Below are 21,267 nucleotides of genomic sequence, written 5' to 3' on the forward strand. Positions count from 1 at the left end.
CCAAAGCATTCAGCCTTTTTAGCCTTGCACTCTACCAAAGCGTGGTTTGCTTCATCGCCTCGTGCATATTAAAAAGCTGCTTGTGCTCGGCTACATCGTGCGTTCTTATGATCTGCGCGCCGTTTTCGAAGGCTTTTAGATGCAGATAAAGCGAGCCTGGCAAGCGGTCTTTGACCTCGCTTGGGTGGTAGTGATTTATGACTGATTTGCGGCTCGCACCAACTAATAGCGGGCACTCAAATTTCAAAAAATGCTCCAAATGCTTAATAAGCAGCAAATTTTGTTCAGCCGTCTTGCCAAAGCCAATACCCACATCAAGCACTAGCTTTTTGGCGCCAAGCTCCTTTGCTAGGGCTATCTTTCGCTCAAAAAAGTCTGCTATCTCGCCGATTAAGTCGTTATATTTTGGTGCGACCTGCATAGTCGCAGGATCGCCTTGCATATGCATCATACAAAACTCAGCGTCATATCGCGCCGCAAGCGTGGCAAGTGAGGCGTTTGCAGTGATGTCATTTATCATTTTAAAGCCATGACTTAGGGCAAATTCAAGGCAATAAGGATCAAAGCTATCAAGGCTAAATTTCGCCCTTTCATGTAAATTTAGCTTATAAATTTCCTCCACGATATCTTTTATGCGCCTAAATTCCTCTTCACGTCCGCAGTACTCGCTCCCTGGCCTTGAGCTAACGCCACCAAGGTCGATGTAGTCTGCACCTGCTTCGATCATACTTTCAATCTTTGCTATGCCATTTTGAGTATTTATGCGGCTTTGCTCGTTAAAGCTATCTGTGTTTATATTTGCAACGCCCATTATAAGAGGCTTTGCGGGCTTTATAAATTTTGTCTCTAAAAAGGCTGCTAAATTTTTAAGTCCAAAGTCTTGCAACTTCTCTTTTTTAGCTAGCTGCCTAAGCTGCGCATTTGTCGCCATTAGCAAGGCTTTATTTAGACTCTGCTTACCCAAAATCGTATCTTTATGCGTCACAAGCTCAGCTCCAACGCTTAGGGCATCTTGCTTTAGGATATTTGCCGCTGGGGTTTTTATCTCATCTATAAAAATAAAATTTATCTCGCTCTTTTCATGCATGAGCTTCGTACCAGCAGGGCTTGGCGAGATAGCTTTGCAAATTTCATCAAAGTCACTTTTGTTATTTATCTTATAAAATTTCAACGTCGTCCTTTTTGAAATATAGTAAGCAGCAGTGGCGTTAGTACGGCGTGAGACTTGGCATTTAGATCCGCAAGCTTGATAAGCGAGAAAAAATAATCCATCTCATCGCCGCTAAATTTATACCCACTATCAACCGCCTTTGTCACGATAATACCAACAAGCTCTTTTAACTCGTTTTTGCCAAATTTCTGAGCTTGCTCATCTGCGATCTTTTGATCGATAAAGCTTGTTAGCTCTTTTAAGCTAAGTGTTTTTAAATTTAGATCAAGGGTTACTTTTGGCTTTTTGATTAAATTATTTTCTATGAGCATTCTTGATCTAACCGTTGGTAGAAGTAAATTTTTACTCTGCGTTACTATTATAAATTTGATATTTCTTGGAGGTTCTTCAATGATCTTTAAAAGTGCATTTTGAGCCTCTGTCCTAAAAGAATTAGCATTTATTACTAAAATTTTTTCATCTTTTTCGGCAATGTAAGCTTCTGCGATGACCTCCTTTGCATTTTCTAGCAAAAAATCATCGCTTATAAAAAATCTTAAATTATTTATGCCAAACTCGCTTTCAAGCTTGGCTTTTAAACTTTCAAAATCGCTTGTAACGACGATTTTATTAAGCATTTAGAGTATCACCTTAGCAAAAAGCGCTGCATCAATGCTTTTATCAAAAATTTTGCAAAGGCTTATTAGTTTAACGTCTAAATTTTCATCGCTCGAGCTAAGAGTAAAGCTGTTTTGCGCCTGCTCGTCAAATAGCCACATATAACTATCCTCATCACTTTTGGCTAAATTCGCATATCTATCAAGGCTCTTTCCGATATAAAAAAACAAGTATCCGTTTGGAAAAGCAAGACTTAGCATATCTTTTAGAAGCTGCTTTTGTTCATTTGTCTCTATCTCATCAAGCGATGGATAAAGCGATCTTAGGCTAAAAAATGGCAAAAATGGCCTTATACTTTTTGAATGGTTCATCTTTTTTAAAAGATAAATTTCAAACCATCTTCGTTCTTCATCGCTTATAGTTATAAAAGCCCTTCCTTCAAGTAAAAATTTAAGCCTAGATGCGAGCAAAGGCGTCCATTCGACACGCCTTTCCTCCATCCAGCTCATCAAAGGGCCTTCGTCCCTAATAGCCTTTAGCGTCCACTGAATAAAATCTTGCATTATTTATCTAGCTTATAAGCATCATGAAGTACGCGAACCGCTAGCTCGCCATATTTTTGATCAACGATCATTGAAATTTTTATCTCGCTTGTTGAGATCATTTGGATATTTATACCCTCTTTTGCAAGCGTTTCAAATGCCAAACATGCTACGCCGCTATGGCTTTTCATGCCGACGCCAATAACTGAAACTTTTACGATCGCGTCATCAAATTCTATATGTTTTGCAGCTGAGAGCTTTTGCATAGTCTCTTTTGCTATCTCAAGCTCATTTTGTGGCACTGTAAAGCCTAAATTTGTAGTGCCGTCATGTCCTACGTTTTGGATTATCATATCTACGTTTATGTTTTCATGAGCAAGAGCCGTAAAAATTTCTGCTGCGATGCCAGGCTTATCAACTACGCCTCTTAGTGTTACTCTTGCTTGATTTTTATCTAGTGCTATTCCGCTTACTAAAACTGCTTCCATATTGTCATCTTCCTTTGCTATTAATGTACCTTCGTTGTGATTAAAACTACTTCTTGTAATGAGTTTTACATTTAGTTTTTTTGCTAGCTCTACTGAGCGATTTTGTAGTACCTTTGCGCCAGCAGAAGCGAGCTCTAGCATCTCATCATAGCTTATCTTCTCAAGTTTTTTTGCCTTTTTTTCTATCCTTGGATCTGTCGTATAAACGCCATCAACATCGGTAAAAATTTCGCATAGATCAGCATCAAGCGCCCCTGCTAATGCAACTGCACTAAGATCACTGCCGCCTCTACCAAGGGTTGTGATATTACCTTTTTCATCTATACCTTGAAAGCCAGCCACAACTACGATTTTGCCAGCTTTTAGCTCGGCTTTTAGCCTAGCAGTCTCTATCCTTTCGATCCTTGCTTTTGTATGAATATCATCAGTAATTATGCCTGCCATCGCACCTGTCATACCTACACACGCATAGCCTTTTGCATTAAGTGCGATCGTTAAAAGCGCGGTCGTTACTTGCTCTCCAGAGCTTAAAAGCATATCAGTGGCGACGCCATCTGGATGTTTTGAAAAATACTCACTATATTCAACCAATTGATTTGTAACTCCGCTCATCGCAGAAACTACCACAACTACGTCTGCACCGCTATTTTTTGTCTCAATGACTCTATTTGCCACAGCTTCGATGCGTTCAAGTGTTCCTACGCTAGTTCCGCCAAATTTTTGAACGATCAACATCAAAAATATCCTTTCTCTTTAAAATAACTCAAAACCTTTTCATAAATAGGCTTTTTAAAGTGATTTATTCCCTCTAAACTTCTACCAAAATCTACAAATTTATACTCGCTAAACTCTGGATGCTCTGTCTTTAAATTTATGCTGGCACCATTTTTAAGTCTAACCAAAAAATATTTTTGCGTCTGTCCATCAAATGGATAAAATTTCTTTGCCGCATTTGCTGGAAAGTCGTAGCTTAGCCACTGCGGATACTCATCTAAGATATCGATTTTATCAGTTCCGATCTCTTCTTTAAGCTCCCTTTTTAAGGCCTGCTTTGGACTCTCACCTTCGTCTATTCCGCCTTGAGGAAACTGCCAAATATCGTCCATATCCACCCTTTTTGCGACTAAAATTTCACATTTAAATGGATACAAGCTAGACAAAATAACAGCTGCCACATTTGGTCTGTATTTTTTTTGCATGATTTTTCCAAAAATTTTATTTGGGATAATAACTAAAAAGAGTTAAGAGATAGATAAATAAAACTACTTTTTACGCCGTTTGTAGTAAATCACACAGCCGCTAAAAAGTAGCACGCCAACTCCACAAGAAGCCATAAAAAAGATAAATTTTCCAGCCTCTTTGAATGTATATCCAGCGTGCAAATCAAGCATAAATTTATAAATTTCAAAAGATTTTGGCATGGTGTTTTTTAAAATTTCTCCACTTGCCGTATCGACCGCAAGTCTAACGCCATCACTCTCACTAGCGCCTTTTGGCAAGTAAAAGATCATAAATTTTACGCCGTCTTTATTGAGGATAAAATTTAAAGCATCAAACTCATTTCCAAATTTTAAGGTAAAAATTTCATAAGCTTTATGAAGATTTTCTACCTTTTGCTTTTCATTTAGGCTAAAGCCATTTTTGCTAGTAAAATTTGGCTTTTTAAAGACCTTCTCTTCGCCACAAATTTGATTTATAACCTTAGCAAAGCTCTCATAAGAAAAGTATAGACCGCTAACACAGATAATAAGCAAAATGGCCCCCAAATAAAGCCCTAAAAATCCATGCAACGAATATAAAAATGCAAATTTCTTTGCCTTTAGATTTAGCTTAAAGGCGCTAATAAATTTGCTTCTAAATCTCCAAAATTGTATAAACGCTCCAGTTAATAAAATCGCAAGTAGTGCAAGCGTTGAAATCGCCACTATCTCGCTTGCGAATTTAGATAAATTTTCATTTTTAAATAGAGCTAGCCCTAGATTTTTATGTAAATTTAGAGCTAGCCCTATAAATTTTTCCACGCTATTTTCAGAGACTACCTCACCCGTATAAGGATCTACAAAGAACGACTTAAACTCGCCACTCTCGCTTGTGCCGCTTACCACATAAGCTCTATTTGCCTCGCCTTTTATCTTTATATAACTAAGGTTAAAATTTGGCCAAGTCTTACTAAAGACCTTTAAAATTTCATCTATTTTTAAAGCACTTTTATTAGTTGCTATGTCTATCTCATCTTTACTAAAAGCTTCAATTATCTCATCGTGATACGAAATAATCGCTCCACTAATTGAGATTATCAAAAGTGGCAAAGCAAAGATAAGAGCTAAAATTAAGTGAAATTTCCGCCAAATTTTAAACATTTTAGAACTTCAAATTAAAGCCAAGTTCGATCTTTTGTCCATCAACTATCAAAACATCATATCTGCCTGATCTTGTCGTAAAAAACTCGTTAAATAGATTATAAACGCTTAAGTTTAGGCTGAAATTTTTAGTTACATTGTAGTTTATGCCAAGATCTGCGATAACGTAAGCTCTCATATCATCAGCATAGCTAAATGAGTTTTTAGTTCTACCATAATAATTTATCTGTGACCAGAAATTTAGCCATCTATTTAGCTCGTAGTTTGCTCCAAATTTAAATGTATGAAGCGGGTAGTTGTTTAAGCTTTTGCCAACTTCTGATCCATCTTTTTGTTTTGATTTTGTATAAACATAGCTTTGATTTAGTCTAAGAGCATTTGTCACCTGCCACTCATTTGTTAGCTCAACTCCGTAAATTTCAGCCTTACCGATATTTATACTCTCCCAAATACCATTTGGATAAATTTTGCCTTTATGCCTGCAAACACTGCCTCTTGAGCAGATAGGTCTGTAACTTAACATATCTTTAAAACTTGTGTAAAAGCCAGTTAAAGATGTTTCAAAACCTTCATTATTATTATAAACGCCACCAAATTCATAACTTACGCTTGTCTCTGGCTTAAGGCTGCTTCTACCAAGCTGTGCTCCGCGTCCTCCGGCAAATGGCAAAGCAAGATCTTGCGTGCGCTGCTTGATATCAGGTGTCGCATAACCTGTGCTAACTCCGCCTTTTAGAGCAAAAAAGTCATTTAAGTTATAGATACCATAAATTCTTGGTGAAACGTGCGAGCCATAGTTCTCATCGTAGTTATAGCGAATACCTGTGCTTAAGATAAAGTCTTTTGTAAGATGATAGTCATCCTCGCCGTAAAGTGAAACATCATACCTCTTTACATTCGCAGCGTCCGCTGTGGTTGCCTTTTCATCTAGCTTTTCTCTTTTAGCATTTAGTCCTAAGGTAAAGGCGTTATTATCAGTAAAATATGAGCCTTTTGTATCAAAATTTAGAGTCTTTAGTGTCAAATTTTGTTGTGCTATCTCTTTTATCTTGCCATAAGATAAATAGCTTTGAAGCAAGATATTATCAAGCCTTGCTTCGTGGCTTAAATTTATCACATCGCCCTTTATCCTCTCACTAGCAACTGAGTTGGTACCAGTTGATAGTGTTTTGCCTTTAGTTCTTTTATATTTTACATCGCTTCTTGCAAGCTCAAGCGTAATATCATTATTTTCATTTGGCTTCAAAAATAGCTTCGCACCAAAATTTCTATCCTTTTGCTCTCTATTTGCGTAAGAAATTTTATCTTCTGATTTATTTAAATTTTTACCATAAACAGAAACACTTAAAACATCGTCAATTAGTCCAGAGTGCAAATAAAGGCTGTTGTAAAACTCACCGCTTATATTTTTATTTCTAGCAAATTTATAGCTTGAGCCAAGATTTGCGCCAAATTCATTACTAAACTCATCTGTAATAATATTTATAACTCCGCCTAGTGCGTCACTTCCATAAAGCGAGCTCATAGGTCCACGTATCACTTCGATACGGCTTATCGCACTTGCTGGCGGAATAAAACTATATGAGCCTCCAACGCTTCTAAGGCCTTTATAGGCGTTATCACCTGGTACTGGCATGCCATTTACTAAAATTTTAGTAAATCTTGGAGAGAATCCACGTATAGAAATTCCTCGTCTATTTGCCGCTTCTGGAGTCGTCCCAAAAAGACTTGGGATATCCTTTGTCATGCTCTCGATATCTTTATGATTTTTCTTTTCTAATGCCTCTTTAGTTATAACGCTAAGCGTTGCTGGTGCGTCTTTGATATTTTGCTCAAATCCTGTTGCACTCACTACTTTAACCTCTGGTAGAACCTTATCTTCATTTGCAAAAAGCGGTAAATTTATAAAAATTGCCGCACAAATAGAAATTTTTAATGCACTTTTCACAAAAACTCCTTATAAAAATTTAATGCACATTTTACTAAAATTAAATAATCGTTATCAATATCATACGTAACGCTAAAGGGATTAAATTTAACGCTTGAGGGATAAAATGATAAATTTAGACAAAAAATATGGAACGAGCAAGATATCTCAAAAGGAAAAACAAGTAAGCGTAGAGTTTTTCAAGCAAAGCAGTGGCATCAGCTATCTAAAAAGTGAAATTTTATGTAATGGCAGGATAAAAATAGATCGTCATAAGTCTAAAAAATACCTATTTTTAATGTTTAATGAGGATAAAAACGATCTTTGCTTTAAGCTTGATAGGAAAGAGTATATTTTAAACAAAGATGAATTTTGCATTGGGCTTGTTAATGATGATTTTAAAGGCGTCTTTGAGTATCAAAATAAATTTTATAAGACAAAAACATTACTTTTTGACGAAAGTTACGCAAATAAGCTTGAGATATTTGCTGGGCTTAGATTTGATGATAAATTTGAGCTATTAAAATATAAAAAAGATTTAGCTCAAATTTGCGTTTTAAATGAACTTGATACGACAAATTTATATGAAGGCGCGATGAGGGAAATTTTTATCGAGTCAAAAATTTTAGAGCTTATTTATAAAAGTAAAATACTAAAAGAGAGCGAAATTTCACTTAGTAGTGACGAAGAAGAGACTCTTTTAAAGGCTAAAACAATCTTATTAAGCCGTATGCAAAATCCTCCAAGCATCAAAGAGCTAGCCCATCTTTGTGGCACAAATGACTTTTGGCTAAAGAAAAATTTTAAGCTATTTTTTAAAGATACGATCTATCAACTCTTAGCAAAAGAGCGTCTAAAGCTGGCTTTTACTCTTTTAGAGCAAAACGATATCAGCATAAAAGAAGCCGCAAATATCGTAGGCTACGCAAATACTGCACATTTTGCAAAAATTTTTAAGATAAATTTTGGCTTTTTACCAAGCAAACTCTTAAAGACCAAAAGCTACTTTTAAACTGCTATAAATGCCAAATTTCTTATAATCGCCAAAATTTAAAAAGAGAGAAATTTGCAAGTTTATATCCACGTGCCATTTTGTGAAAGCAAATGTCCTTACTGTGCTTTTGGCTCAAGCGATGACGAATTTAACAAGGTTAGCACCTATTTTAAGGCACTTTGCCTTGATCTAAATTTTCAGCTAAAAAGCCAAAACGTAAAAGAAATCTCAACTATCTTTTTTGGTGGAGGTACACCAAGTACGGTAAATGCTAAATTTTATGATGAAATTTTTAGCATTTTAGCGCCTCTTTGCACGCCAGAAACCGAGATTACACTTGAAGCAAACCCAAACTCAGCAACCCTTACTTGGCTAAAGCATGTTAAAAATTTAGGCGCAAATCGCATAAGCTTTGGCGCTCAAAGTTTTTTTGAAGATAAGCTAAAATTTCTTGGGCGTATTCACAGCAGGGAGCAAATTTTTAAAGCGGTTGAAAATGCCGGGGCAGCTGGCTTTAACAATATAAATTTAGACCTCATCTATGACACCAAATTTGATACTAAAAAACGCCTTTTGGCTGAAACTGAAAATCTAAAAAGCCTTGCTATCACGCATCTAAGCGCCTACTCGCTCACTCTTGAAGAAAACACCCCATTTGCTGGCAAAAAAAGCTATAAAAAGGATAGTGACACTTTGGCTAAATTTATGATAGAGCAAATTGGGCTTGCTGGCTTTGGGCAGTATGAAATTTCAAATTACGGGCAAATTTGCAAACATAATCTTGGCTACTGGCAGGGCAAAAACTACCTTGGTGTAGGGGCTTATAGCGTGGGCTTCGTGGATGGCACGAGATACTACGCCAAAAATAGCATAGATGCCTACATCTCACAGCCAACTTACAGAGAAAAAGAAATTTTAAACGAGAGTGAGCTAGTAAGAGAGCATATATTTTTAGGGCTTAGAAGCATTGTTGGCGTGGAGGCTGAACGATTAAGTGAGGCACAGAAAAAAAGGGCAAATTTTCTTGTAGAAAATGAAAAACTGCTCTTTAAAAATGGTAAATTTTACAATCCAAATTTCTTACTAAGCGACGAGATCGCACTCTTTATCGAGGGCTAAATTTATAAAATTTTGAGCAAAGTCAAGATAAAATACAAAGCTTAAATAAAATTTAATAGAGGCAAAAATGTTTGGAATGAGTTTTTCTGAAATCTTAGTTATCGCCATTATTGCAGTGTTAGTTTTAGGTCCTGACAAGCTGCCAAGCGCGATGGTTCAGATTGCAAAATTTCTAAAAATGTTTAAAAAAGGCATAAACGACGCAAAATCAACATTTGATCAAGAAATGAAGATAGCTGAGCTAAAAGAAGACGCTCAAAAATACAAAGAAAGCATAACTAAAAGTACGCAAAATGTGCGTAAAAAGCTCACTTTTGAAGAGCTTGATGAGATCAAAAAAAGCGCAAATGACATCACAAACGATATACAGAATGTCGTAAGCGATACCAAAAAAACGGTAGAAAATATACAAAATCCAACAAATTTAGTTAAAGATGCGATCTTAAACGATAAAAAAGAGGCGTAATGTTTGAAGAGCTAAGACCCCATTTAATCGAACTTAGAAAGAGACTTTTTATAAGCATAGTAAGCGTTTTTGTCTGTTTTGGCATCTGCTTTACGTTTTGGAACCCACTGCTTGCGTGGATGAGCGAACCGCTAAAACAAGTCTTGCCAGCTGGCTCAAATATCATATTCACTCAAATTCAAGAGCCATTTTTTACAGCGATGAAAGTTGCATTTTTTGCTGGTGTCGTGATCGCGCTACCTATCATTTTTTGGCAGTTTTGGCTATTTGTCGCCCCTGGACTTTATGACAATGAAAAAAAATATGTGATCCCATTTGTCATCTCAGCTTCATTTATGTTTGCGTGCGGGGCGGCGTTTTGTTACTACGTGGTCATCCCACTTGGCTTTGCATTTTTGGTAAATTTTGGTGGCCAGCTCTTTACGGCGCTACCAAGCATTGGCGAATATGTTGGCTTTTTTGCAAAACTACTAATTGGCTTTGGAATTTCATTTGAGCTTCCAGTCATTACATTTTTTCTAGCAAAGATCGGCCTAGTCGATGACAAGATATTAAAAGAGTACTTTAGATATGCAGTGGTTGTTATCTTTATCTTTGCAGCCATAGTGACACCTCCTGATGTGATAAGTCAAGTCTTAATGGCACTACCACTCATCGGACTCTATGGAATTTCAATAATCGTCGCCAAAAGAGCTAACAAGAGCGACGATGAAGACGAAAAAGAAGAACAAGACAGCGACGTAGCAAGCGATGAGTAATATAAACGACGTCTCAAGTTATGATTATTTTTTGCCGGAAGAGCTCATCGCAAAAGAGCCAGTTTTGCCAAAAGAAGAGGCAAGATTGCTTGTCTATTTTAAAAATACAAAAGAGATAAAACACTACAAATTTAAAGATCTCTCCAGCCTTATTCCAAATGATGCTGCAGTTATTTTTAATAACACAAAAGTTATCAAAGCTCGCATTTTAGGACAAAAAGAAAGCGGCGGGGCTTGCGAAGTAATGCTAAATCAGCCCATAGGCGAGAATAAATTTAGCGTCTATATAAGAGGCAAAGTAAGCTCTGGTAGCGTTTTAAATTTTCCTGATAATCTAAAAGTAAATGTGCTTGAGCTAAATGACGATGGCACAAGGGTGGTAAATTTTACGCGAAATGGCGTCTTGCTTGATAATGTTCACCTTTTTAGTGAGCTTGAAAAGATCGGTCACGTACCGCTTCCGCCATACATTAAAAGGGCTGATACAAAGGATGATGAGAGCTGGTATCAAAGCATATTTGCCAAAAATAGTGGTGCAGTGGCAGCTCCGACAGCTAGCCTTCACATAAGCGAACAAATGCTAGAGCAGATAAAAGCAAAGCATGAAGTCGCCTACATTACGCTTCACGTTGGCGCTGGGACATTTAAAGGCGTTGAGTGTCAAAATATAAATGATCATAAAATGCACTCTGAATTTTACGAGCTAAGCGAGCAAGCTCAAGAGATTATAAATTCTAATAAACCAATTCTTGGCGTTGGTACTACGGTTACTAGATGTGTTGAAGAATTTGCAAGAAGCAAGCAAGCAAGTGGCTTTTGCAAGTTATTTTTAAACCTAAATAATAAGCCTATCAGGCAAAACCACCTTCTTACAAATTTTCATCTACCAAAATCAACCCTAATAATGCTAGTTACTAGCTTCATAGGACTTGAAGAGACGATGAGAATTTATAAAACGGCAGTTGATGAAAAGTATAGATTTTACTCATACGGCGACGGGATGTTGATAATATGAAAGATAAGCCTATCGATATCATAAACAGAATGGAAATTTTTCTTAGCGCCATATACAAAGACGCACAAGACACTAAAAATTCCATCATTTTTAGCTACGATCCAAGCTATCCAAGGTTTTTAAAATTTGATGCTACAAATCTCATAAAAACACTTGAAAATATTTGCAAATTTTTCCTTTACTCTACCGAATATGCTGACATTTACATTCTCTTTCAACTTAAAAATTATAGTCCCAAATCTGTACATTTTGACATTAAGATAAAATCTAGCCATAGCGTAATGAGGCCAAGCCACTACTATCTCAGCAAGATAAATAACTATCTAAAAAAAGCAAATGAATCTATGATCTCTCATAATGATGGAGAATTTTTAATATCTTTTAGCGCGGCACTAACAGGCGATAGAGCCATCCAAAGACAAATAAATATCAAAAATCAAACAAATACAAATATCTTAGTTGCTTGCGATGACGATGCTTTATTTGACACCATTAGTGCTCAGATAAATTTTTTAGGCCTAAAGGTTATCGGCAAAAACGACCTTAGCAATCTAATGAGACACATAAAAGATTCTATTTTTACTCCATTTGTTATTTTTATCGATAGTAAAATTTTAAAAAATGAAGCGATGTTAGAAGATATACTTGAGTTTAAAAATATTAAAAATTTTCGTATTGTAGCTATTTGTAAAAGCGATGAGTCGGCTAACGATCTGCCAAATCATGTCACAGTATTAAAGCAACCCTTTAGCACAGATAGCTTTCAGCTAGCTTTTAAAAATTCACTCGAGAAATAGACCGATTTTTACTTTTTAATTTATCCTAAGATATCTTTTTAAAATAATAGTGGCTGAAATGCTATCTAGCCTACCATCTCGCCTTGTATTGGTGTAAATTTCACTAGCTTCACTGCTGCTAAAGGCCTCATCTTGATAGACAATATTTGCCTTTACATCAAGAAGTGAGACAAAATGCTCGATACGTCTTCTCATCTCATCTTCACTACTACCACCGATTGGCACGCCTACCACCAGCGTATCTGGGGCATATTCATTTACCTTTTGGCTCACATCTCTTGCGGCTTGATTTCTATTTTTTCTAAGCACTGGCTCAAGCGGAGTCACGATCTTGCCAAAACCAAAAGCAAGCCCTATTCGCTTTAGCCCAACATCAATAGCCATAAATTTCTCTCTCATAGCACGCTCTTTACTCTTAGATTTGAAATTTCAACTAGCCCTTCAAGCTCGTACTCATAGATTATATCGCCAAATTTTGCCAAAACTTCATCAAGACTTACGCCATTTTTACAAAATTTTAAGATCTCGTCACTAGTCTTTTCTTGCTCTCTTATCTCACCAAAAAGTGAAGCAAATTTATGATAGTCATCGATAAGCTCGACTTTTTTATTTGCAAGCAAAAAATTTGTCCCATCGCTTTCGCCAATGCGCTGTGGCAGTACATAAACTGGGATTTTAAGCTCGTTTGCAAGCCTTGCACTTTGCATTGAGCCACTTTTAAGATCAGCTTGCGCGACAACTAGAGCTTCACAAAGCCCCACAACTATGCGGTTTCGCTCCAAAAATCTATAAGCAAGTGGCGGCTCACCTTCATCATACTCACTAAGAGCCAAGGCTTTGGTGTAAATTTCATTTATCGCCGCTTTATTTTGGCTTGGATAGATGGTATCAAGTCCGCTCGCAAAAATGCCAATCGTTCGTGGCATAGCAGCTTTATGAGCTGCGATATCAACGCCGATTGCTCCACCACTTACCACACAGATATTTGCACTTTTTAGTACTGCGCAAAGTGCTGTGACACACTCTTTTGTATAAACACTTGCCTTTCTTGAGCCAACAACTGCGATCTTTGGCAAAGATAAAAGCGAAGTATCTCCGATAAAATTTAGCTGCTTTGGTGGATTTTTTAGCCTATTTAGTGGCTCTGGGATAAAGTCAAGTCTCATAAAATATCTTTTAAATAAACCACATCAACATCTTTTAAAAGATTATTTTTGCTCTCTTTTATCACTGCGATCGTATTTTTCTTTGGATGTCCAATGGCGATCGCATAGCCTCTTTTTTTAGCCAAATTTACAGCAACCGCAAGTTCACGCCTAACAGCGCTAGCCGATGGATCGTCATCTAAAAATATATCTCTTGAAATGTATGGCTGATTATGTTTTTTTGCAGCTCTTGCTACTGCGGTTTGAGCAATAGTTTTACTATCGACAAAGACAAAGCCCTGCTCTATCAGCGCCCTATAAGCCTTATCCATAGCGTCAAAATCGCTTGTAAAGCGCGATCCTGTGTGATTGTTTGTATATTTTGCGCGCGGGAAGTCTTTGCGTATCTTTTTTATCTTTTCGTGCATGCTCTCAAAACTCTCATTGATCGTGAGAGTACCTATTTCTGGGCTATCAAAGTGTTTTGCTTGCATCGGAAGATGTATCATATAAAACTCAAATGTTCTTGCGATATTTGGCGTATCTGGATGAGTCTTTGTCGCTGGAAAAATAGACGGCGTAATTTTTAAGCCAAGCGATTTTATCATACTTGCATGTTCAAATGTCGCCACATCATCTATTATGATGACGAGCTTTGCGCGCCCTTTTATGCTAGCGTTCGGTGTAAAAGGTACCGCTTCAAAGCTATCTTTTTTTATATTTTTTTCTTCATATTTTGTTTTTTCTATCTTTTTGGTAGTTAAAATTTCAGCTTTTTTAGCTGACTCTACTTTTGTATTCTCGCTTTTAATTTTCTCTTTTTTTTCTATTTCAGCGCTTTTATTTTGATCGACTTTTACTTCAAAATTTTGAGATTTTAGCTCGGTTTTTTGTTCGATTTTTGAGTTATAAAATGGCTCTATCTTTTGTTCATTTTCTATTACGCTAGGTTCTGTATTTTTATAATTTGCGAGTAAATTTTTAGTATCGTTTTGCTCTTTTTTTATCTCTTCTTTTTTGGCTTCATTCTTTACTTCAGCTATCTTTTTTTGCTCTTTTGGCTCAAATTTTGAATTTAAAGCAAGCTCACTTTTATGCTTAGGATCGGTAAAAATTTTACTTAAATTTTCATCTTCATCAAATTTTAGAGGGTATTTTCTCTTTTCGTATTCTTGTTTTTTCTCTTTACTAGCAACCTTTGGCTCAGCTTTTTTAGAAATTTGCTTCTCTATCTTTGGTTCATTTGTTTTGCTTATCTGCTCTGCACCATTATTTTTTATACTAAGAGCTACGCTAAGTGCTATTATCAAAATAGCTGCAATAATGCCGATACCAAGATAGGTTTTATTGTGAGAGCGACCTGTACTCTTTTTTGTAGGTCGCTTCTTTGTAGTCTTTTTTTCGCTCAAGGCTTAGTTTTTATTTTGATCTATAAGTTTGCCGTTAGTTATCCAAGGCATCATTGCGCGAAGTTTTTTGCCAGTTTGATTTAGCAAACTTCTCTCAGCTATACCGCGTTCAGCGTTCATTCTAACATAACCCGCTTTTCTCTCTAGGATGAAGTCTTTTGCAAATTTACCATTTTGAATCTCTTTTAAAACTTCCTTCATAGCTTTTCTGCTCTCTTCGCCAACCACTCTTACACCGCTTACGTAATCACCGTATTCAGCTGTATTTGAGATAGAGTAACGCATATCGGCCATACCGCCTTGATACATCAAATCAACGATTAGTTTTAGCTCGTGCAAGCATTCAAAATACGCCATCTCAGGCTCATATCCAGCCTCTACAAGCGTATCAAAACCAGCATTTACTAGCGCGCAAAGACCGCCACAAAGAACAGCTTGCTCACCAAACAAATCTGTTTCAGTTTCATCTTTAAATGTTGTCTCAATGATGCCAGTTCTACCGCCACCTATACCGCAAGCATAGCTTAGAGCGATCTCTTTTGCCTTTCCACTTGCATTTTGCTCAACAGCGATAAGATCAGGTATGCCGCCACCCCTTACAAATTCGCTTCTAACTGTGTGTCCTGGGGCTTTTGGAGCTATCATAATGACGTCTATGTTTGCTGGAGCTTTTATCTGACCAAAATGTACGTTAAATCCATGTCCAAACGCGATAGCAGCGTGATCTTTTAAATTTGGCTCGATCTCATTTTTATAAATTTCAGCCTGAAGTTCGTCTGGAGTTAATATCATGATTACATCGGCACCCTTTGTGGCTTCGCTAACAGTTTTTACCTCAAAGCCTTTTGCTTCAGCTTTTGCCCAGCTTTTGCCGCCTTTTGCAAGACCTATAACAACACTTACCCCATTATCTCTTAAATTTTCAGCATGTGCGTGACCTTGTGAGCCAAAGCCGATGATTGCTACTTTTTTACTTTGAATAAGACTTAAATCACAGTCTTTATCATAATAAACATTTATAGCCATTGTTACTCCTATTATTAAAATTTGGCAAAATTATAACTTTAGCCAGCAAAAATTCGGCTGAAACATGTAGAAACTAATTTTAAGTTTTATGATAATTTATTTTGCTAAAATACGCTGAAAATTCAATAAAAAGAGATAACTCAATGAATGAATCAGTTTTTAAAAAGATCAAAGCACTTCCACCGCTAGATGATACAGTTATACAAATTCAACGCCTACACGCGGATGAAAACAGCTCAATAAGCGATCTTACAAAAGTAGTTGAAAAGGATCCGATGCTAACAGCAAATATTCTACGTTCCGCAAACTCTCCACTTTATGGATTTTCTCAAGAGATCACAACCATCGCAAGAGCTATTTCTCTTTTTGGTATGGCTACCATTCGTGGTTTTGCACTTTCAAGCACCATTAAAAAGAGTTTTTCTATCAATTTAGAGCCTTACGGTATTACTACGCAAGATTTTTTAAATATCTCGATCATTCAGAATGCATTGATGTACAACTGGCACTCTAAGATCAATCCTAAGAGTCTAGAAATTCTCTCTCCAGCTTCATTTATGCTTGAAATTGGAAAGATAGTCCTTGCTCACGAGCTAGTCGAAAGCAAACAAGATGCTGATTTTAGAGAAAAGATCAAAAACATATCTAGCCCAATCGATCTTGCCTTGTTTGAAACAGAAATTTTAGATATGTCAAACGAAGAAGTTACGGCCAAAATTTTTGAACAATGGAATCTTGAAACAGAGCTTAGTAGCTCAATATTATATTCAACCAATCCAGAAGAAGCGCCAGATCATATAAAAGATTATGCAAAAGCCCTAAAGGTGATAAAAACAGCTGTAAATATCTTTAATCAACTTGATGATATAAGCATACAAAATACACTGCCGCTTCTTGACGAATATGGCTTTAGGCATGATACGTTCTTAATGGCTGTCGCTAAAGTCAAAGACAATTTGTGAAAGAATTTTTAACTTCACTACTCGTCGGCATCAAAGAAAAGGAGATATCAAACGAAGATAAAGAAGTCTTACGTAATCTCCTAAATCTTGGTGCCGTAAGCTTACATAAAGATAAATTTTACCTAAACAACGGCTATGTCTGCGGCAAGCTAGACATCAGCCAAAACGCAACTGGCTTTATCATGCCATTTGACAAACGCTTCAAGCAAGACATTATCGTAGAAAATAAAAATTTAAACAACTCTCACCTTGGCGATATCGTGTTAGCAAAGCTTTTGCCACTTAAGAAAAAACGCCAGAGTGCTAAAATAGTGATGAGTCTAAAGCTTGCAAATGAGACAAGCGTGGTCTACACAAAACGCTTTGGGGCAGCTATTTTAGGTGTAAATTTAAAAACTGGACTAAGCACAACCCTAAAAGCGACACAAAAAAGCCTAAAAATGCTTCCTCTTGGGACGCTACTAAAGATAAATAACCTAAACAACGAGATAGTCGAGGTTTTAGGAAATTTAGAAGATCCGCTAAGCGACGAGAAAATTTCGCTTGCCATTTATAATAAAAATGATAAATTTAGCGAGGCTTGCGAGCTTGAGGCAAAGGCTTTTGGCGACGAAGTTGATGCTAGCATGTATCCAAACAGAATTGATCTAAGAAATTTAGAGTTTTGCACGATAGATCCGGTTGACGCCAAAGACTTTGACGATGCCATATATTTTGATGAGAAAAAGCGCGAAATTTACGTTGCTATCGCCGATGTGAGCGAGTATGTGACTGCCTATAGTGCCATTGATAGTGAAGCTAAAAAAAGAGGCTTTTCTATCTACTTTCCGCACATTTCAGTGCCGATGTTGCCGCGCGCGCTAAGTGAAAATATCTGCTCGCTAAAGCCAGACGTGCCGCGCCTTGCATTTTGTTTTAAAATTTCACTTGATGCAAACAACGAGGTAAAAAAAGAGGAGCTTTTTGAAGCGATTATCCTTTCAAAAAGGCGCTTTAACTACGATGAGATCGATGAAATTTTAGAGGGCAAAAGAGAGTGTGAAATTTCATGGGTCAAGCCACTTTTTAAACTCACCACAAAGCTTCGCAAAAAAAGGCTTTTGCATGCATTTGACTTTAGGACAAAAGAGCTTAGAATGAGCCTTGATGAAGAGGGTCAAATTTCTCAAACCAGGTTTGAAAGCGACTCTGACTCACATAGACTAGTCGAGGACTGCATGCTTTTAGCAAATAAAGCTGCCGCAAAGCTCATCACAAAGGGTGTTTTTAGAAACCACGCTTCGCCTGATTTTAAAAAGATAGATACATTACTTGAAGATTTGCAACTTTTGGGGCTTGACCTTACTTATGAAAACGATCTTGCAAATTTAATAAGGAAGATCCAAATAAAAGCCGATGAACTTGGCAACCGCGAAGAGATAGATAAGCTCATCATCAAGTCGCAAAAAAAAGCTGAATACTCGAGTGAAAATTTAGGCCACTTTGGGCTTGGATTTGATAGATACACACACTTTACAAGCCCTATTAGACGCTATTCTGATCTCATTTTGCACAGACTTTTAAAGGCTAAAATTTCAAAAGATGAGAAGCTTTACAACTTCTTGCTTTTAAACATCCAAAGCACCTGCGCAAATTTAAGCGAACTTGAAAGAGAAGCCGACAAGGTGGCCTACGACTTTATGGATAGGAAATTTGCACGCTGGGCAGCCGCAAACATCGGCAAAGAGGTGCGCTGCTATGTGAGCGAAAACCAAAATGTCTTGGTTGCCAAGCTTGATGATCATTTTGTTGGAGCTAGGATTTTCATCACTGGATACAGTGCAAATTTACTTCAAAAGCTTGTCGTAAAGATCACAGAGGCCGACATCGCGAGTGCTAAAATTTTTGCAAAAGTGGTAAGAAAGATCGATGTATAGAAAAGATTTGGAGCTGAATTTAGCAAATGCAAATTTAAGCAACTACTTCTTACTTTTTGGAGCGGACGAGTTTCAGATCGAGCTCTTTGGCAAAGAAATTTTGAGCTTTTACTCTAGCGAAGATGCGAATTTATTAAGCCTTTATTTTGACGAGTACAACTACACGCAAGCAAGCTCTCACCTAAGCGAACAGTCACTTTTTGGTGGTAAAAATATCCTTTATGTAAAAAGCGACAAAAAGATCCCAGCAAAAGAGCTAAAAGAGCTCATCTTACTTTGCTCAAAAAGCCAAGATAATTACTTTTTATTTGAGCTTTATGAGTCCGATATGAAACTAGTTTTTGATACGCAAAAGGCTTTTGGGACAAATTTTGCGAGATTTTTTAAGCCATCAACTCCAGATGAAGCGATAAATTTACTAGCCAAAAACTCAGCCAAAATAGGCCTAAACATAACCAAAAACGCACTTTATGAGCTTTACTTTACACATAATGAAAATTTATACCTTGCAGCAAGCGAGCTAACAAAACTAAAGAGCCTAAACACACACATCGAACAAGATGATGTAAAAAGGCTGGTTTTTGGACTTGGCGGGATAAATTTTGATGATTTTTTTAATAAATTTATGGCCCTAAAAGACATAAAAAACGACTTTTTTACCTATCTAGAAGATCCAAATTTTAATGAAATTTTACTTCTAAACTCACTTTACAAAGCATTTTTTAGGCTATTTAAAATTTACTCTTACATTAAGATAAATGGTCGCTTAAATTTAGATGAGGCAATTGGTTATCAACCGCCTGTAAATGTAGCAAATTTATTAAAAACAAATAGCTTGAAACTAAATTTAAACGCCTATTTGGAGATATTTAAAACGCTAAATTTAGTCGAGTTAGAGCTAAAAACAAACACAAAAATGGATAAAGAAATTTTTGTATTATCAACTATTTTAAATTTACAACATCTCATATCAACAGCAAATATTAAGTAACTTTAAGCTAAAATCCACCCTTGCTTAAAGCAAAATCCTTGCTCACAAAGTGAGCTAAATATCCATAAGGAGAAAAAATGAAACATTACGAGCTTTTATTTATTCTTAAGCCGACATTAACGGAAGAGGAAGTTAAAGCTAAGGTTGACTTTGTAAAAGAAGTCATAACAAAAAATGGCGGCGAGATCGCTACTGTCGTTGAGATGGGTACTAGAAAGTTAGCCTATACCATCAAAAAATATGAGCGTGGAACATACTTTGTTATCTATTACAAAGCGCCACCAGCACTTCTTGCAGAGCTTACAAGAAACGTAAGAATCACTGAAGATATCATAAGATTTTTAAGCGTTAAATATGAAAATAAACGCGAAATCGCAGCTTGGGAAAGACTTTGCAAAGGTATCAAACAAACCATAAAAAAAGAGCCTCGCGAGCCAAGAGCACCGCGTGAGCCAAGAGTTGAAAAAGTAGACGAGCAAACTTTTACAGAAGAATAATCAAGGATAAAAAATGTTCAATAAAGTAGTACTAGTTGGGAATTTAACAAGAGATATCGAGCTAAGATACACTACTAGCGGATCTGCTATAGGAAATTCCGGTATTGCTGTTACTAGAAAATTTAATACTAACGGCGAAAAACGTGAAGAGACATGCTTTATTGACATATCGTTCTTTGGCAAATCAGCTGAGATAGCAAATCAATATTTAAGCAAAGGCTCCAAACTTCTGATTGAAGGAAGATTAAAATTTGATCAATGGACAGACAATAATGGACAAAACCGTTCAAAGCACTCAATTGTAGTTGAAAATATGGAGATGCTTGGCGGAAATAGCGGAGCTAATGGACAAAGTCAAGGTGGATTTAATCAAAATAGTTCGTACTCACAACAACGAAATAATGGTTTAAATAATAGCTATGGTAATGGTGGATATCAAAATTCAGCATCACAAAGACAGCAAATGCAACCACAAAATAAAAAAGTACAAGAAGAGTACTATGAGGAAAAAATCCCTGATATAAACATTGACGCCGATAATTTTGATGGCGACAACGAAATACCGTTTTAATTTAAAGGATAGAAAATGGCAGAAAAAAGAAAATATTCACGTAAATATTGCAAATTTACAGAAGCAAAAATTGATTTTATAGATTATAAAGATACTTCTCTTTTAAAGTATTGTTTATCAGAGAGATTTAAAATAATGCCAAGGCGTTTAACTGGCACATCAAAAAGACACCAAGAGATGGTAGAAAAAGCGATCAAAAGAGCTCGTCATGCAGCAATCATACCTTACATAGTAGATCGCGATGATGTAGTTTCAAATCCTTTTGATGGACTATAATTATTTAATTTATTAAACCCCTATTAATGGGGTTTAATCCTAATCTTAAATATCCTAGATTTATGTTCTTATAGATTTTTATTTATTGACTGCAGTTTAAAATATTTTTCAAGTACTATCTATAATTTTGGTTTAACTTACACGAGGCAATTAGAATTTATTCAGGTGGATATCTCAAAATATATGCTGTCTTTAAATAACTCTATAGCATCAATTTATTAGTTCAAAATAATTTATTTT

Annotated in this window: 23 protein-coding genes; 12 read left to right on the forward strand and 11 right to left on the reverse strand. The window is 36.4% G+C overall.

Annotated features, from left to right (window positions below; translation table 11 throughout):
• Positions 1-31 precede the first annotated feature (31 nt).
• The 7 genes from folP to CVT17_RS06500 form a co-directional block, all read right to left on the reverse strand.
• Entirely contained in the window at positions 32-1,171 is a 1,140-nt protein-coding gene (folP, locus tag CVT17_RS06470; RefSeq protein ID WP_107858891.1) for a dihydropteroate synthase, read from the reverse strand.
• Positions 1,168-1,788: a DNA polymerase III subunit delta' gene (locus CVT17_RS06475; RefSeq protein ID WP_107770132.1), complete on the reverse strand. Its 621-nt coding sequence runs from the start codon at positions 1,786-1,788 to the stop codon at positions 1,168-1,170. Before CVT17_RS06475 ends, folP begins: the two co-directional genes overlap by 4 nt.
• The gene (locus CVT17_RS06480; protein ID WP_072594585.1) at positions 1,789-2,331 is read right to left on the reverse strand and encodes a HobA family DNA replication regulator; all 543 of its coding nucleotides are present in this window, start codon (positions 2,329-2,331) and stop codon (positions 1,789-1,791) included.
• Positions 2,331-3,533 carry an aspartate kinase gene (locus CVT17_RS06485; RefSeq protein ID WP_107770131.1) on the reverse strand — a complete coding sequence of 401 codons (1,203 nt, stop codon included), beginning with the start codon at positions 3,531-3,533 and terminating at the stop codon, positions 2,331-2,333. The genes CVT17_RS06480 and CVT17_RS06485 overlap by 1 nt, the downstream gene beginning before the upstream one ends.
• On the reverse strand, positions 3,533-3,997 hold the full coding sequence (locus CVT17_RS06490) for an RNA pyrophosphohydrolase (RefSeq protein WP_021091471.1): 465 nt from the start codon (positions 3,995-3,997) through the stop codon (positions 3,533-3,535). The genes CVT17_RS06485 and CVT17_RS06490 overlap by 1 nt, the downstream gene beginning before the upstream one ends.
• A gap of 63 nt (positions 3,998-4,060) precedes the next feature.
• A complete protein-coding gene (locus tag CVT17_RS06495; RefSeq protein WP_107698298.1) occupies positions 4,061-5,158 on the reverse strand; it encodes a PepSY-associated TM helix domain-containing protein in 1,098 nt (365 codons plus the stop codon).
• 1 nt (position 5,159) lies between these two features.
• Positions 5,160-7,106: a TonB-dependent receptor domain-containing protein gene (locus CVT17_RS06500; RefSeq protein WP_107698297.1), complete on the reverse strand. Its 1,947-nt coding sequence runs from the start codon at positions 7,104-7,106 to the stop codon at positions 5,160-5,162.
• 106 nt (positions 7,107-7,212) lie between these two features.
• Between CVT17_RS06500 and CVT17_RS06505 the strand changes: the two genes are divergently transcribed.
• From CVT17_RS06505 to CVT17_RS06530, 6 genes are all read left to right on the forward strand, one after another.
• Positions 7,213-8,097, forward strand: coding sequence for an AraC family transcriptional regulator (locus CVT17_RS06505; protein ID WP_107858890.1), 885 nt, complete (start codon positions 7,213-7,215; stop codon positions 8,095-8,097).
• A 54-nt stretch (positions 8,098-8,151) separates the two neighbouring features.
• Entirely contained in the window at positions 8,152-9,198 is a 1,047-nt protein-coding gene (hemW, locus tag CVT17_RS06510; protein WP_107858889.1) for a radical SAM family heme chaperone HemW, read from the forward strand.
• A 67-nt stretch (positions 9,199-9,265) separates the two neighbouring features.
• The gene (gene tatB / locus CVT17_RS06515; protein ID WP_085658241.1) at positions 9,266-9,664 is read left to right on the forward strand and encodes a Sec-independent protein translocase protein TatB; all 399 of its coding nucleotides are present in this window, start codon (positions 9,266-9,268) and stop codon (positions 9,662-9,664) included.
• Positions 9,664-10,422 carry a twin-arginine translocase subunit TatC gene (gene tatC, locus CVT17_RS06520; protein ID WP_107858888.1) on the forward strand — a complete coding sequence of 253 codons (759 nt, stop codon included), beginning with the start codon at positions 9,664-9,666 and terminating at the stop codon, positions 10,420-10,422. Before tatB ends, tatC begins: the two co-directional genes overlap by 1 nt.
• Positions 10,415-11,437 carry a tRNA preQ1(34) S-adenosylmethionine ribosyltransferase-isomerase QueA gene (gene queA / locus CVT17_RS06525; protein WP_107858887.1) on the forward strand — a complete coding sequence of 341 codons (1,023 nt, stop codon included), beginning with the start codon at positions 10,415-10,417 and terminating at the stop codon, positions 11,435-11,437. The genes tatC and queA overlap by 8 nt, the downstream gene beginning before the upstream one ends.
• A complete protein-coding gene (locus CVT17_RS06530) occupies positions 11,434-12,234 on the forward strand; it encodes a hypothetical protein (protein ID WP_107858886.1) in 801 nt (266 codons plus the stop codon). The genes queA and CVT17_RS06530 overlap by 4 nt, the downstream gene beginning before the upstream one ends.
• Positions 12,235-12,249: 15 nt before the next feature.
• Here CVT17_RS06530 and ruvX read toward each other — a convergent pair whose 3' ends face one another.
• Genes ruvX through ilvC form a run of 4 tightly spaced genes read right to left on the reverse strand, consistent with a single transcriptional unit; the run spans position 12,250 to position 15,814 of the window.
• Positions 12,250-12,633 carry a Holliday junction resolvase RuvX gene (ruvX, locus tag CVT17_RS06535; RefSeq protein WP_107858885.1) on the reverse strand — a complete coding sequence of 128 codons (384 nt, stop codon included), beginning with the start codon at positions 12,631-12,633 and terminating at the stop codon, positions 12,250-12,252.
• Complete coding sequence (locus CVT17_RS06540) at positions 12,630-13,400, reverse strand: DNA-processing protein DprA (protein ID WP_107858884.1); 771 nt, start codon at positions 13,398-13,400, stop codon at positions 12,630-12,632. Before CVT17_RS06540 ends, ruvX begins: the two co-directional genes overlap by 4 nt.
• Positions 13,397-14,788: a divergent polysaccharide deacetylase family protein gene (locus tag CVT17_RS06545; protein ID WP_107858883.1), complete on the reverse strand. Its 1,392-nt coding sequence runs from the start codon at positions 14,786-14,788 to the stop codon at positions 13,397-13,399. The genes CVT17_RS06540 and CVT17_RS06545 overlap by 4 nt, the downstream gene beginning before the upstream one ends.
• Positions 14,789-14,791: 3 nt before the next feature.
• Positions 14,792-15,814, reverse strand: coding sequence for a ketol-acid reductoisomerase (ilvC, locus tag CVT17_RS06550; protein ID WP_107770120.1), 1,023 nt, complete (start codon positions 15,812-15,814; stop codon positions 14,792-14,794).
• A gap of 143 nt (positions 15,815-15,957) precedes the next feature.
• Between ilvC and CVT17_RS06555 the strand changes: the two genes are divergently transcribed.
• From CVT17_RS06555 to rpsR, 6 genes are all read left to right on the forward strand, one after another.
• Positions 15,958-16,776 (forward strand): HDOD domain-containing protein, encoded by an 819-nt coding sequence (locus CVT17_RS06555; RefSeq protein ID WP_107770119.1) that lies wholly within the window; start codon positions 15,958-15,960, stop codon positions 16,774-16,776.
• Complete coding sequence (locus CVT17_RS06560; RefSeq protein ID WP_107770118.1) at positions 16,773-18,692, forward strand: RNB domain-containing ribonuclease; 1,920 nt, start codon at positions 16,773-16,775, stop codon at positions 18,690-18,692. Before CVT17_RS06555 ends, CVT17_RS06560 begins: the two co-directional genes overlap by 4 nt.
• The gene (holA, locus tag CVT17_RS06565; RefSeq protein ID WP_107770117.1) at positions 18,685-19,683 is read left to right on the forward strand and encodes a DNA polymerase III subunit delta; all 999 of its coding nucleotides are present in this window, start codon (positions 18,685-18,687) and stop codon (positions 19,681-19,683) included. The genes CVT17_RS06560 and holA overlap by 8 nt, the downstream gene beginning before the upstream one ends.
• A 77-nt stretch (positions 19,684-19,760) precedes the next feature.
• Complete coding sequence (gene rpsF / locus CVT17_RS06570; RefSeq protein ID WP_021091458.1) at positions 19,761-20,180, forward strand: 30S ribosomal protein S6; 420 nt, start codon at positions 19,761-19,763, stop codon at positions 20,178-20,180.
• A 13-nt stretch (positions 20,181-20,193) separates the two neighbouring features.
• Positions 20,194-20,751 carry a single-stranded DNA-binding protein gene (locus CVT17_RS06575; protein WP_107770116.1) on the forward strand — a complete coding sequence of 186 codons (558 nt, stop codon included), beginning with the start codon at positions 20,194-20,196 and terminating at the stop codon, positions 20,749-20,751.
• Positions 20,752-20,766: 15 nt separating this feature from the next.
• The gene (gene rpsR, locus CVT17_RS06580) at positions 20,767-21,027 is read left to right on the forward strand and encodes a 30S ribosomal protein S18 (RefSeq protein WP_107770115.1); all 261 of its coding nucleotides are present in this window, start codon (positions 20,767-20,769) and stop codon (positions 21,025-21,027) included.
• Positions 21,028-21,267: the final 240 nt, after the last annotated feature.

This window comes from Campylobacter concisus, from assembly GCF_003048775.2.
In the GTDB taxonomy this organism is placed as follows: domain Bacteria; phylum Campylobacterota; class Campylobacteria; order Campylobacterales; family Campylobacteraceae; genus Campylobacter_A; species Campylobacter_A concisus_I.

Coding starts and splice junctions, on each gene's coding strand:
- CVT17_RS06495 (WP_107698298.1), bottom strand. CDS start 5,158: ATGTTTAAAATTTGGCGGAAATTTCACTTAATTTTAGCTCTTATCTTT.
- rpsF (WP_021091458.1), top strand. CDS start 19,761: ATGAAACATTACGAGCTTTTATTTATTCTTAAGCCGACATTAACGGAA.
- ilvC (WP_107770120.1), bottom strand. CDS start 15,814: ATGGCTATAAATGTTTATTATGATAAAGACTGTGATTTAAGTCTTATT.
- CVT17_RS06490 (WP_021091471.1), bottom strand. CDS start 3,997: ATGCAAAAAAAATACAGACCAAATGTGGCAGCTGTTATTTTGTCTAGC.
- CVT17_RS06480 (WP_072594585.1), bottom strand. CDS start 2,331: ATGCAAGATTTTATTCAGTGGACGCTAAAGGCTATTAGGGACGAAGGC.
- CVT17_RS06505 (WP_107858890.1), top strand. CDS start 7,213: ATGATAAATTTAGACAAAAAATATGGAACGAGCAAGATATCTCAAAAG.
- CVT17_RS06575 (WP_107770116.1), top strand. CDS start 20,194: ATGTTCAATAAAGTAGTACTAGTTGGGAATTTAACAAGAGATATCGAG.
- CVT17_RS06530 (WP_107858886.1), top strand. CDS start 11,434: ATGAAAGATAAGCCTATCGATATCATAAACAGAATGGAAATTTTTCTT.
- tatB (WP_085658241.1), top strand. CDS start 9,266: ATGTTTGGAATGAGTTTTTCTGAAATCTTAGTTATCGCCATTATTGCA.
- ruvX (WP_107858885.1), bottom strand. CDS start 12,633: ATGAGAGAGAAATTTATGGCTATTGATGTTGGGCTAAAGCGAATAGGG.
- CVT17_RS06475 (WP_107770132.1), bottom strand. CDS start 1,788: ATGCTTAATAAAATCGTCGTTACAAGCGATTTTGAAAGTTTAAAAGCC.
- tatC (WP_107858888.1), top strand. CDS start 9,664: ATGTTTGAAGAGCTAAGACCCCATTTAATCGAACTTAGAAAGAGACTT.
- queA (WP_107858887.1), top strand. CDS start 10,415: ATGAGTAATATAAACGACGTCTCAAGTTATGATTATTTTTTGCCGGAA.
- holA (WP_107770117.1), top strand. CDS start 18,685: ATGTATAGAAAAGATTTGGAGCTGAATTTAGCAAATGCAAATTTAAGC.
- rpsR (WP_107770115.1), top strand. CDS start 20,767: ATGGCAGAAAAAAGAAAATATTCACGTAAATATTGCAAATTTACAGAA.
- CVT17_RS06485 (WP_107770131.1), bottom strand. CDS start 3,533: ATGTTGATCGTTCAAAAATTTGGCGGAACTAGCGTAGGAACACTTGAA.
- CVT17_RS06555 (WP_107770119.1), top strand. CDS start 15,958: ATGAATGAATCAGTTTTTAAAAAGATCAAAGCACTTCCACCGCTAGAT.
- CVT17_RS06540 (WP_107858884.1), bottom strand. CDS start 13,400: ATGAGACTTGACTTTATCCCAGAGCCACTAAATAGGCTAAAAAATCCA.